Origin of the sequence: Enterobacter sp. ODB01 (assembly GCF_001623605.1) — a bacterium.
Taxonomy (GTDB): Bacteria; Pseudomonadota; Gammaproteobacteria; order Enterobacterales; family Enterobacteriaceae; genus Enterobacter; species Enterobacter kobei.
This window is the reverse complement of sequence record NZ_CP015227.1, coordinates 2,170,926-2,183,680: the sequence shown is the minus strand read 5'-3', so window position 1 is coordinate 2,183,680 and position 12,755 is coordinate 2,170,926. Positions and strand designations below refer to the sequence as shown.

Sequence of the window (12,755 nt, the reverse complement as noted above, 5' to 3'; positions counted from 1 at the left end):
TTATCACCCCATAAGTTAACACCACGGTGTGACTATTCAATGAAAAAAGGCCGCTAACGCTGCAGCCTTTTTATCACTGTTTTCAGCCGACAAGCACGCTAAAGGTGCGTGACTGTCCAGGCCTGAATACCCCGGCAATGCCCTCGCCTTCATGCTGCGCTAACACCTGTTCATTCATGTCCGTTTCGCAGCACCGTTTCACCGTCGGATTCACAGATAACGTCGCATCACATGCGCTGGACGCTGACGGGTTAAACAGACGAAGAATAAGCTCATCACGATCTTCCGCCTTTTTGAGAGCACTGAGCACACATCCCGTTGGCGAAAGCGCTAACAAACTGTAACTTTCCGGCGTGGTAAACGGTGCGCGGTTCAGTTTCATGGCATCCCAGGGAATTTTGTTGTAGCACTGTACAGGCGTTAACCACGATTTAGCCTGCTGCGCGACACCCGCATTTTCCGGCGTACCGCTGAAACTGAAGAGACTAAAGCGACAGCTTAGCGCGCCCCGAACCTGGGAGTCAGGAACGGGCAGTTTGATCCCTGATGGTCTGCCGGGACGCAACAGCAAATCTTCTTTGCCGAGTAGCCCCACGCCACGCAACAAGGTTACGGCAAAGGCTTTTTTATCCTCGCCCACCACTTCAAATTCGCGCAGTCCCTCGGTGAACAGCGCCAGCCCGTTTCGTTTCTCCTGCAGGACGGCGTAATTGAGTAAGTTCCAGACGGGAACCGGCGCTTCTTTCCAGCCCTCCTCCTGCCAGTTTTGCATGGCGGGATCCTGCGCAGCACGCGTGACCGTACCAAACTGCGTATCCGCTAACACCTCCAGGGTTGTAAACGGCGTTGGGATCAGCACGCGAACGCGGTGGTCGTCAGCCTGATTGTCCAGACGAACCGCCACATCAATGCGTCTGCTGTTGTGGCTAAGCGTTATTTCAAACTCAGCGCTGAGAGAACCGTTCCTCTGACGTGCCGTGCGTTCGGCCAGATTAGCCGGAACAGCGATCCGATGACGGATCACCGCCCTGCTCTGCCAGCCTTCATGCGTCACCTCAACCTGATGCTCGCCCTGTGCTGAAGTGAGCCTCCACTCTTCCCGGGCAGGCGAGTAGTCGTACTCATCGCCATCATCCGAACTCTCTTCGATTTCCAGTACGCGGTCATAAATCAGCCCGGTTTCTTTGTCACGCAGGCGCAGCGTGCCGTCTTCATTGAAATCAACCTGCCAGAACGCATTTTCAAGTAAGGATTCTGTGTTTTTCACCTCTGGGCGCTGCTTCCCGGCCACGTTCGGTTCGATAAACAACGTACGGTACCCCATCGACGGCAGTATCTGGCTGAGCTGAATATCAAACTCCATAAACGGTTCGTAATTGCCGTAATGGACAATCTGTCGGTCGATGAGACCGGGGTCGAGTTCGCGTGCGCTGCGAATGAAATACGGAATCTCATTGCCTTTATCATCCCGCAGACGGAACTGGCTGGCACGCAGTCGGATGGTGGTGTTCATCACCTCTTCACGCGGCCAGGGCATCAGGTTGAACATCACCAGCTTATCGGCATCGCTTTGCTGCATGTTGTCGACAATCTTGCGCATATAGAAACGCACCAGGTTGTCTGCCATGTCTTCAGCCAGTTCGAAGCGGGAGACAATCTCACGATGCACTTTGTCGCTGCAGCAGCAACCGATGCTGTCGTGAGCGTGGTTTTTGAGGATCTCTTTCCACATTTTCTCCAGCAGACCGTGGTGGTAATCGAAGCCCAGCGTCCAGGCAAGGGTCGCCAGCGGCTCGAGGATATTGACAATTTTGTTCTCAATACGCGCATGGGCGATTTTGATGTCCATGCGCGTAGAGCCGATTGTCCGGTGAACGCGCATGTATTTCCCGTCGATAAACTCCCCTTTTACCGTCGCCAGTTCATCGCGGTGCGCATCGATGTGGTCAAATACCTCTTCGAACCGACTCATCACAAACTGACGCTGGGGATAGATTTCTCGCAGCTTGTCCATTACTGCAAAAATATTCTGCTGCAGCGGCATCTGATCGTGACCGTTGGGCAGCAAAATCTCTTTGGTGACGGAGGCGCTTTCCAGCACCTCGAGATAGCTGTCGAGCCGCTTTCGCAGCCCCGCTTCGTCCTCCGGTAAGTACTTACCAATCGCGTAGCCCAGCGGCAGCACCTGTGCCGTCACTTCGCTGCCGTCCTGGCTCTGCCAGAGAAATTCCGTTTTATCGGTTCCGTGTCGTTCCGAGCAGCCGCGCCAGAACATGGTCCGCGTTATGCCAAACCCGTTATAAATATGCGGAAGCTGACCGGACATACCAAATGAATCCGGCAGATAGCCGATTTTCATCGGCTCGCCGAACGCCATACAGTCGCGAATGCCATACATAAGGTTGCGGACGATCGACTCGCCGCTGACGAGGGTGGTATCAGTCTGGGTATACCAGGGGCCGATAATCAGTTTTCCGCGCTCGACCAGGGCCTTCACGCGCGCGCGGTTTTCAGGCACGACGGCAAAATAATCCTCCAGCACCGCCGTCTGCCCATCAAGGACGTAATATTTATACTCGTCATCCTGCTCCAGGCGGGTCAGGATCTCTTCCATATTATTGACCAGAAGAATACGTGACTCTTCGGTGGTGAAATACCACTCACGGTCCCAGTGCATATGCGGTGTGATATGAACGCGAGATACAGCTTTCATCTTCGTTTCCTGTGTGTGAGTTTTTACCGTATGGCGTCTTCAGTGACGTATTTGCCCTTTTTTACCGCCTGGCGTCGCCAGAGCAGCAGAACAAACGTGGAGATAGCGGCCCCCAGCAGCGCCGCGCCAAACCAGCCCGCTGCGGCAACCACACCGGTCAGCCCTGCGTCGTGAAGTAAAAAGAGGGAGAAAATACCCGCCCCCGGGGTAGACAGCCCGATCCCCATCGCCCCAACAATCGCGCCGGTTACCATGGAGCCGAGCACAAAGGAGCCAATGACGCGAAGGGGATCTTCTATCGCCATCGGAATCGCCCCTTCGGTAATGCCCGCGAGTCCGAGCAGCCACGTTGATTTACCGGTTTCAATTTCAAACGGTTTAAACAGTCCCGGAGCCAGCATCGTTGACGCCGTCACGGTAAAGGCCGAGACCATTTTGACGGAGGCAAAGATGGCATAGGGACCGTATACGCCGTTCGCCATCGCGCCCAGGCAAAACGCGTAAGAGGCTTTGTTGACCGGCCCGCCCAAATCAAATGAACACATAAAGCCGAGGATCGCCCCCAGGAGCAGCGCATTCGCACCGGACAGACCATTAAGCCAGACGGTGAGCGTGTTATTAAGCCAGGCCACCGGTTCGCCGATCACAAACAGCATCAGGCTACCCGCCCCCAGCACGCCAATGACCGGATAGAGATAAAAGGTTAAAAAGCCGTTATAGCGGCTACTCAGGCGGATGTGATTTTTCACCCAGCGCATCAGGTAACCCGCGATCAGGCCGCCCACGATAGCCCCCAGAAAACCGGAGCCGATCATATTGGCAGCAAGACCAGCAGCAAATCCCGGTGTCAGGGCGGGTTTATCCGCCAGCGAGTAAGCGGTATACGCGGCCAGAACGGGAACCATCAAAATTCCGAGCATGCCGCCGCCAAGCTTGCGGTACATCCACAGCCACGAGTTTTCCTGGTCGAACAAGTGCTGCAAGCCCAGGATTTGCGCCAGCAGTACCGACACAGCCAGCACCGTACCGCCAGCGACGATCAGCGGCACCGCAAAGGAGATCCCGCTGAGGAGCGCCTGTTTGAGCTCACTTTTTACGCCCGTTTTCGTTTCGGTATCGACATACTCATGACCCGCATCGGATGAAGGCCGTAGCGCCAGCGCGCGCTCAATTAGCGCTTCAGCATGGCGCAGGGGCTCCGCAACGGGGACGGAAATCGCGGGGATCCCCTGAAAACGCTCACGCTCTTTGATCGCCACGTCTGCGGCAAAAATGCATGCTTTCGCCTCCTTCAACTGCTGCGCAGTGATGCGCCCCTCAATGCCGTTCGCCCCCTGCTTTTCGACCACCACGTTGACGCCCAGCCTGCGTCCCGCTTTTTCCAGGTATTCCGCAGCCATATAGGTATGCGCAATTCCAGCCGGACAGGCGGTAACGCAAACGATCGTCGGGGCATTCACCGCAACGGCGGCCTCTTGCGCTTCAGGGGTCGCTTCCAGGGCAGCAAGCACATCTTCCGCCGTGGTGGCTGCCATCACGCGCGCCCGGAGATCGTCATCCGCCAGGCGAGACGTCAGTTCCGTCAGTACCTGAATATGTGTCGACCCCGCTTCGGCAGGAGGAATGGCGAGAAGAAAAATCAGCTCAACCTCTTCCGGTCCGTCCACGCCTTCCCACTCCAGCGGTTCGCGCAGCGTTGCCACGGCGAAGGCCGCTTCTTTCACGACGGCTGATTTACCGTGGGGCACCGCCAGCCCTTCGCCCAGGGCGGTGGGGCCAAGCGATTCCCGATGGAAAACTTCTTTAAGAAAAGCATCGGCATCAGCGATTTTGCCCAGCGCCACCAGACGTGTCGCAAGCTGACGGATTGCCTCATCCCGGCAGGAAAACCGCGCCTGAACGCAGACTGCACGCGGATCGGTCAGGGTCGTCAGGTTCATAGTGATCCTCACATTTAGATCGTTATTGTCTGGGATGGATTCTGGCAGACCTTATAATACATGTATGTGATCACTTTCACTAATAAGCCAATTTGTATTTTATTTGTATTATTTACAAATCATCAGTTGAATGCATAATTCCCTGAAAAGGTATTAAGCAGGCGCAATCAAATGGGTAATAAACCGATGTACCGGCAGATAGCCGATGCGTTTCGCGAGAAAATTAACGCCGGGGAGTTAAAACCCGGTGACGCGCTCCCGACGGAGTCCAGCCTTCAGGAGACGTTCAGCGTTAGCCGTGTCACCGTCCGGCAGGCCCTGAAACTGCTGGCTGATGAGCAGATTATCGAAAGCATTCAGGGCAGCGGCTCTTATGTAAAAGAGGAACGCGTAAATTACGATATCTACCAGCTCACCGGTTTTTACGAAAAGCTGGCTGACCGAAACGTCGATACGCACAGTGATGTTAAAATTTTTGAAGTGGTGAAAGCCGATGAGCGGCTTGCGGCAACGCTGGCCATCAATCCGGAGGATAAAGTCTGGCACGTGAAGCGCGTACGCTTCATCAAGCAGAAGCCGGTTAACCTGGAAGAGACATGGATGCCGCTGGCAATGTTTCCCGACCTCACCTGGGACGTAATGGAAAATTCGAAATACCACTACATCGAGCAGATCAAAAAGATGGTTATCGATCGCAGCGAGCAGGAGCTGGTGCCGATCATGCCATCAGAGGAGGCGATCGCCGCGCTGGCGCTCGATCCGGCCAAACCGATCCTGGAAAAAGCCTCCCGCGGTTTCCTGAAGGACGGACGGGTATTTGAATACAGTCGCAACGTCTTCAATACCGACGATTACAAGTTCACGCTCGTTGCCAAACGCAGGCAATAAAAAAGGCCGCTTTTCAGCGGCCAACCATGTCGAAACGGACATTTTTTTACTTCAACGCTCCCCTGTCGGGGAGCAGAGAGGACTTACTTAATGATGGATTTCAGTGCTTCGCCGATATCCGCCAGGCTGCGAACGGTTTTCACGCCTGCGGCTTCGAGCGCTGCGAATTTCTCGTCAGCCGTACCTTTACCACCGGCGATGATCGCCCCTGCGTGACCCATACGCTTGCCTTTCGGCGCGGTCACACCCGCGATGTAACCGACAACCGGCTTGGTCACGTGTTCTTTGATGTAAGCAGCCGCTTCTTCTTCCGCGCTACCACCGATCTCACCAATCATCACGATCGCTTCGGTCTGTGGATCTTCCTGGAACAGTTTCAGGATGTCGATGAAGTTAGAGCCCGGGATCGGGTCACCGCCGATGCCCACACAGGTGGACTGGCCGAAGCCGTAATCGGTGGTCTGCTTAACGGCTTCATAGGTCAGGGTACCGGAACGGGACACGATGCCTACTTTGCCCGGCTTGTGAATATGACCCGGCATGATGCCGATTTTGCATTCGCCTGGCGTGATAACACCCGGGCAGTTCGGGCCGATCATGCGCACGCCGGCTTCATCCAGCTTCACTTTCACGGTCAGCATATCCAGCGTCGGGATACCTTCAGTGATGGTGATGATCAGTTTGATGCCCGCGTCGATCGCTTCCAGAATGGAATCTTTGCAGAACGGTGCCGGAACGTAAATAACGGTCGCGGTTGCGCCCGTCGCTTCTACGGCTTCACGCACGGTGTTGAACACCGGCAGGCCCAGGTGCGTGGTGCCACCTTTACCTGGCGTGACGCCGCCAACCATCTGCGTGCCGTAGGCAATCGCCTGTTCGGAGTGGAAAGTCCCCTGGCTACCGGTGAAGCCCTGGCAGATAACCTTGGTATCTTTATTAATTAAAACTGACATTATTTCCCCTCCACTGCGGCAACAACCTGCTGAGCTGCATCCGTCAGACTTTTCGCTGCAATAATATTCAGGCCGCTGTCAGCCAGTTTTTTCGCGCCGAGTTCAGCGTTGTTACCTTCCAGACGTACAACCACCGGAACGTTAACACCCACTTCTTCTACCGCACCAATGATACCGTCGGCGATCAGGTCGCAACGAACGATGCCGCCGAAGATGTTAACCAGAACCGCTTTAACATTGTCGTCAGAGAGGATGATTTTGAACGCTTCGGTCACGCGCTCTTTGGTTGCGCCACCGCCCACGTCGAGGAAGTTCGCTGGCTCACCACCGTGCAGCTTAACGATGTCCATGGTGCCCATTGCCAGGCCCGCACCGTTGACCATACAGCCGATGTTGCCGTCCAGCGCCACGTAGTTCAGCTCCCACTGTGCAGCCTGTGCTTCACGAGGGTCTTCCTGAGACTGGTCGCGCATTTCGCGCAGATCCGGCTGGCGGAACAGCGCGTTGCCGTCAGCACCCAGTTTGCCGTCGAGGCAGATCAGATCGCCCTGGGTGGTGATCACCAGCGGGTTAATCTCGATCAGCGCCAGGTCGCGCTCCAGGAAGATAGTCGCCAGACCCATGAAGATCTTGGTGAACTGCTGAACCAGCTTGCCTTCCAGACCCAGTTTGAACGCCAGCTCGCGACCCTGGTAAGGCATTGGGCCTGCCAGCGGATCGATCGCCACTTTGTGGATCAGATGTGGGGTTTCTTCCGCCACTTTTTCGATTTCCACGCCGCCTTCGGTAGACGCCATGAACACCACGCGACGGGAGCTACGGTCAACAACCGCGCCCAGGTACAGCTCTTTAGCGATATCCGTCGCAGCTTCAACCAGGATCTGGTTAACCGGCTGGCCGTTCGCATCTGTCTGGTAGGTCACCAGACGTTTGCCGAGCCAATGTTCAGCAAACGCACGAATCTCTTCTTTGCTCTTAACAACCTTCACACCGCCCGCTTTACCACGGCCACCAGCGTGAACCTGACATTTAACTACCCACGGGCCGGAACCGATTTTAGATGCGGCTTCTTCTGCTTCACGCGGGGTAGTACAGGCATAACCCACCGGAGCCGGTAAGCCATACCGGGCAAACAGCTGTTTGGCCTGATATTCATGTAAGTTCATGTGTTCTATCCATCCTTCAGGTAATCGTTAGGTAGTGCTTTTAGTGGCCCGGCAGCCATACGCCGCCGGGCAAGACTGCAAAACTAGACGTCCAGCAGCAGACGCGTTGGATCTTCCAGCAGCTCTTTAATGGCAACCAGGAAGCCCACGGACTCGCGGCCGTCGATCAGGCGGTGATCGTAAGAGAGCGCCAGGTACATCATTGGCAGGATCTCAACTTTACCGTCTACCGCCATCGGACGATCTTTAATGGCATGCATACCCAGGATCGCGCTCTGCGGCGGGTTAATGATCGGGGTAGACATCAGCGAGCCGAATACGCCGCCGTTGGTAATGGTGAAGTTACCGCCGGTCAGGTCGTCTACGGTCAGCTTGCCGTCGCGGCCTTTAACAGCCAGCTCTTTGATATTTTTCTCGATGTCAGCCATACCCAGGGTATCCACATCACGCAGAACCGGGGTGACCAGACCACGTGGGGTAGAAACCGCCATGCTGACGTCGAAATAGTTGTGGTAAACCACGTCATCGCCATCGATGGACGCGTTCACTTCCGGGTAGCGTTTCAGCGCTTCAACGACAGCCTTCACGTAGAAGGACATAAAGCCCAGACGGATACCGTGACGTTTTTCAAACGCGTCACCGTACTGCTTACGCAGGTCCATGATTGGCTTCATGTTCACTTCGTTGAAGGTGGTCAGCATCGCGGTGGAGTTTTTCGCTTCCAGCAGACGCTCGGCCACGCGCTTACGCAGGCGCGTCATTGGGACGCGTTTTTCGCTACGGGCACCCAGAGCAGGCTGAGCTGCTGCTGGCGCTGCCGCAGGGGCTTTCGCTTCTGCCTGAGCAGGTGCTTTCGCCAGGTGCTTGTCGATGTCTTCACGCGTCAGACGGCCACCCACACCGGTGCCTTTGATGGCAGCCGGGTCAAGGCTATGTTCAGCCAGCAGGCGACGGATCGCCGGGCTGAGGGCGTCGTTAGACTGTTCTTCCAGAGAAGCCTGCTGGCGCTGAGCCGGCGTAGAGGCTTTCTCTTCAGACTTGGCGCTGGACTCTTTACCCGCGCTGTTGCCTTCACGCAGGCGACCCAGGATCTGACGAGAGGTGACGGTCGTACCTTCATCTTCCAGCACCGCGTCCAGTACGCCATCCGCCGAAGCCGGTACTTCCAGTACCACTTTGTCAGTTTCGATTTCTACCAGCACTTCATCGCGCTTAACGGCATCGCCTGGTTTTTTGTGCCAGGTAGCGACGGTCGCATCTGCTACAGATTCAGGCAGGTCGGGAACAAGAATATCTACGCTACTCATTATGTATCCTTTAATTAATCGACGTTCAGCGCGTCATTGACCAGATCTTGTTGCTGCTTCTGGTGAACGGACATATACCCTACCGCCGGAGAGGCGGAGGCCGGGCGACCTGCGTAACGCAGAGCGGACCCAAATGGAATCACTTCACGGAAATGATGCTGGCTGCAGTACCATGCGCCCTGGTTAAGCGGCTCTTCCTGGCACCAGACAAAATCATGAACGTGAGCGTAAGGTTTCAGCACTTCCTGCATCGCCTGATGCGGGAACGGATAAAGCTGTTCGATACGCACGATGGCGACATCTTTCTGATCGTTCTTACGGCGCTGTTCCAGCAGGTCGTAATAAACCTTACCAGAACACATCACCACACGCTTCACGGCCTGCGGATCCAGCTCGTCAATCTCACCGATGGCTGGCAGGAAGGTGCCGTTTGCCAGCTCATCCAGGCTGGATACCGCCAGCGGATGGCGCAGCAGGGATTTCGGAGACATGACCACCAGCGGACGGCGCATACCGCGCAGTGCCTGACGACGCAGCATGTGGTAGACCTGAGCCGGAGTGGACGGCACGCAAACCTGCATGTTCTGCTCAGCGCAAAGTTGCAGATAGCGTTCCAGACGCGCGGAGGAGTGCTCCGGACCCTGACCTTCATAACCGTGCGGCAGCAGCATGACCAGACCACACATGCGGCCCCACTTCTGCTCGCCGGAGGAGATGAACTGGTCGATAACGACCTGCGCACCGTTGGCGAAGTCACCGAACTGCGCTTCCCAGATGGTCAGGGTGCGTGGTTCAGCGGTGGCGTAGCCGTATTCGAAGGCCAGTACCGCTTCTTCAGACAGTACGGAGTCCCAGACTTTGAACTGACCCTGACCGTTGTGGACGTGCTGCAGTGGAGTATAGGTTGAACCGTTAGACTGATTGTGAACCACAGCGTGACGGTGGAAGAAGGTACCACGGCCCGCATCTTCGCCGGACAGACGCACGGGAATGCCTTCGTCAACCAGCGTTGCATAAGCCAGCGTTTCCGCGCCACCCCAGTCAAACAGCTTCTCACCTGCAGCCATGGATTGACGGTCAGAATAGATTTTCGCCACGCGAGACTGCATCTCGATAGCGTCTGGTACGGTGCTGATGCGTTTAGCCAGCTCCTGCAGACGCTTCATCTCAACCTTGTTCGGGTAGCTCTCATCCCACTCGTGGTTGAGGTACGGCGACCAGGTAAAGGAGTGCATGTTCATCGGACGCAGCTCTTTCACTACGCATTCACCCGCATCCAGCGCATCGCGGTAGAGGTTGACCAGTTCGGTCGCATCTTCCAGCGTCGCCACTTTTTCGCTTTCCAGCTTGTCAGCATAGATTTTGCGTGGCGTCGGGTGTTTTTTGATTTTCTGATACATCAGCGGCTGGGTTGCACTTGGCTCATCCGCTTCGTTGTGGCCGTGACGGCGGTAGCAGAAGAGGTCAATGAACACATCGCGTTTGAAGGTATTACGGAAGTCCAGCGCCAGACGGGTAACGAAAGCGACAGCTTCCGGATCGTCCGCGTTCACGTGGAAGATCGGCGCCTGAACCATTTTACCGATGTCGGTGCAATATGGTGTAGAGCGGGCATCCAGCGGGTTAGAGGTGGTGAAGCCCACCTGGTTGTTGATCACGATGCGAACGGTACCGCCCACTTCATAACCACGCGCTTTCGACATGTTCAGGGTTTCCTGAACCACGCCCTGCCCGGTTACCGCCGCATCACCGTGAATGGTGATTGGCAGCACTTTGTTGCTGCTTGGCTCGTCCAGACGATCCAGACGCGCACGCACGGAACCGATAACCACCGGGCTGACGATCTCCAGGTGTGACGGGTTAAACGCCAGCGCCAGGTGAACCAGACCGCCTTCGGTTTCGATATCAGACGAGAAGCCCATGTGGTACTTCACGTCGCCGGTGCCGAGGTGCTCTTTATGTTTGCCCGCAAATTCGTCGAACAGGTCCTGCGGTTTTTTACCCAGCACGTTGACCAGGACGTTCAGACGACCACGGTGCGCCATGCCCAGTACCACTTCACGGGTACCGCTCTTGCCTGCATGACGAATCAGCTCTTTCAGCATCGGCACTAGCGCGTCGCCGCCTTCCAGCGAGAAGCGCTTTGCGCCCGGGAATTTCGCGCCCAGATAGCGCTCAAGACCCTCTGCTGCAGTCAGTTCGCCAAGGAAACGTTTTTTCTCGTCTGCTGAGAAATTCGCATGGCCCGCTACGGATTCGATGCGCTGCTGGATCCAGCGTTTCTCTTCGGTAGAGGTAATGTGCATGTATTCCGCGCCGATGGAACCGCAGTAGGTTTGCTTGAGCGCATCAATGAGTTCGCCCAGCTTCATCGTGTCTTTGCCGATGGCAAAAGAACCTACGTTAAAGCTTTCCTGGAAATCGGCCTCGGTCAGATCGTGATACGCCGGATCGAGATCGGCCACACGTTCTTGCTGCCACAGTCCCAGCGGATCGAGATTCGCATGCTGGTGACCACGGAAGCGATAAGCGTTGATAAGCTGCAGGACTTTAACCTGCTTCGCATTGGTGTCAGGGTCGGAAATCGCAGAAGAGTAACGTGAGGCATCCTTCGCCAGACGACGGAAATAATCACGTGTTTTGGAATGGAATTGATCCGGTTTGACCCCTGTGCCAGGCAACTGCTGGAACATGGAACGCCAGTTTGCGTCCACTGAGTCAGGATCGGTTAAGAAGTCTTCATAGAGCTGTTCAATCCAGCTCTGGTTCGCACCAGAAAGGAAAGAAGAGTCCAGCCAGGCTTTCATTGCGCCGTTCTGCATCGTGATCCCTTAAGCATTTTTATGCTTACTTTCGCCGTAGAAACTACCACGCACACCACGTGTACGTGCCGGGGTTCACCTGCGAGCTCTTTTCATTTGGCCCGCGAAGGAACCTTTAGAAACTGTCTAAACTTCAGGGCAGTTTTTAAAGGTTTCTGCAATTTTCCCGGTGGCGCTACGCTTACCGGGCCTACTGTTACGTAGGCCGGATAAGCGCAGCGCCATCCGGCGTTTTTACTTACGCACTGCGCTGCAGCAGCATCGACTTAATATGGCCGATGGCGCGCGTCGGGTTCAGTCCCTTCGGACATACACTGACGCAGTTCATGATGCTATGGCAGCGGAATACGCTGAAAGCGTCACTCAGTCCTTCCAGACGACTCTCGGTTTCGGTGTCGCGGCTATCGATCAGGAAGCGATAGGCAGCCAGCAGACCGGCCGGGCCGATAAACTTGTCCGGGTTCCACCAGAACGACGGACAGGACGTTGAACAACATGCGCAGAGAATACACTCGTACAACCCATCGAGTTTTTCACGCTGCTCAGGAGACTGTAAGTGCTCGCGAGCGGGTGGATTTTGCCCATTATTCAATAAGTAAGGCTTAATCTTCTCATATTGTGCATAGAATTGCCCCATGTCTACCACCAAATCACGCACGACCGGCAGGCCTGGCAGAGGACGGATAACAATTTTCTGACCAGGACGCTGCAACGCGGAAATGGGCGTGATGCAGGCCAGGCCATTTTTGCCGTTCATGTTCACGCCATCAGAGCCGCAGACCCCTTCACGGCAGGAGCGACGGAACGACAGTGTCGGATCTTTTTCTTTCAGCTGGATTAACGCATCCAGCAGCATCATGTCGCGACCTTCTTCCGCTTCCAGGGTGTAGTCCTGCATACGCGGAGCATCATCAACATCCGGGTTATAACGATAAACTGAGAATTCGAGTTTCATTATCCTGTCTC

At 55.6% G+C, this 12,755-nt stretch carries 8 protein-coding genes; 1 reads left to right on the top strand and 7 read right to left on the bottom strand.

Translation table 11 applies throughout. The features are described from left to right. Positions 1-82: 82 nt before the first annotated feature. Both mngB and mngA read right to left on the bottom strand, forming a co-directional pair. A complete protein-coding gene (gene mngB, locus A4308_RS10385) occupies positions 83-2,713 on the bottom strand; it encodes a mannosylglycerate hydrolase (protein ID WP_045134252.1) in 2,631 nt (876 codons plus the stop codon). Positions 2,714-2,736: 23 nt separating this feature from the next. Further along, positions 2,737-4,653: a PTS 2-O-a-mannosyl-D-glycerate transporter subunit IIABC gene (gene mngA / locus A4308_RS10380; protein WP_045134253.1), complete on the bottom strand. Its 1,917-nt coding sequence runs from the start codon at positions 4,651-4,653 to the stop codon at positions 2,737-2,739. A gap of 171 nt (positions 4,654-4,824) precedes the next feature. Between mngA and A4308_RS10375 the strand changes: the two genes are divergently transcribed. Further along, positions 4,825-5,541, top strand: coding sequence for a GntR family transcriptional regulator (locus A4308_RS10375; RefSeq protein WP_045134254.1), 717 nt, complete (start codon positions 4,825-4,827; stop codon positions 5,539-5,541). 83 nt (positions 5,542-5,624) lie between these two features. Here the strand turns inward: A4308_RS10375 and sucD are convergent, their stop codons facing one another. From sucD to sdhB, 5 genes are all read right to left on the bottom strand, one after another. Continuing rightward, positions 5,625-6,494, bottom strand: coding sequence for a succinate--CoA ligase subunit alpha (sucD, locus tag A4308_RS10370; RefSeq protein ID WP_008501094.1), 870 nt, complete (start codon positions 6,492-6,494; stop codon positions 5,625-5,627). Next, positions 6,494-7,660: an ADP-forming succinate--CoA ligase subunit beta gene (gene sucC / locus A4308_RS10365; RefSeq protein ID WP_006809579.1), complete on the bottom strand. Its 1,167-nt coding sequence runs from the start codon at positions 7,658-7,660 to the stop codon at positions 6,494-6,496. The genes sucD and sucC overlap by 1 nt, the downstream gene beginning before the upstream one ends. Positions 7,661-7,743: 83 nt before the next feature. After that, complete coding sequence (gene odhB / locus A4308_RS10360) at positions 7,744-8,967, bottom strand: 2-oxoglutarate dehydrogenase complex dihydrolipoyllysine-residue succinyltransferase (RefSeq protein ID WP_014883039.1); 1,224 nt, start codon at positions 8,965-8,967, stop codon at positions 7,744-7,746. Between the two features lie 14 nt (positions 8,968-8,981). After that, positions 8,982-11,789 (bottom strand): 2-oxoglutarate dehydrogenase E1 component, encoded by a 2,808-nt coding sequence (gene sucA / locus A4308_RS10355; protein WP_045281595.1) that lies wholly within the window; start codon positions 11,787-11,789, stop codon positions 8,982-8,984. Between the two features lie 238 nt (positions 11,790-12,027). Beyond that, complete coding sequence (sdhB, locus tag A4308_RS10350) at positions 12,028-12,744, bottom strand: succinate dehydrogenase iron-sulfur subunit SdhB (RefSeq protein WP_014883037.1); 717 nt, start codon at positions 12,742-12,744, stop codon at positions 12,028-12,030. Positions 12,745-12,755 lie beyond the last annotated feature (11 nt).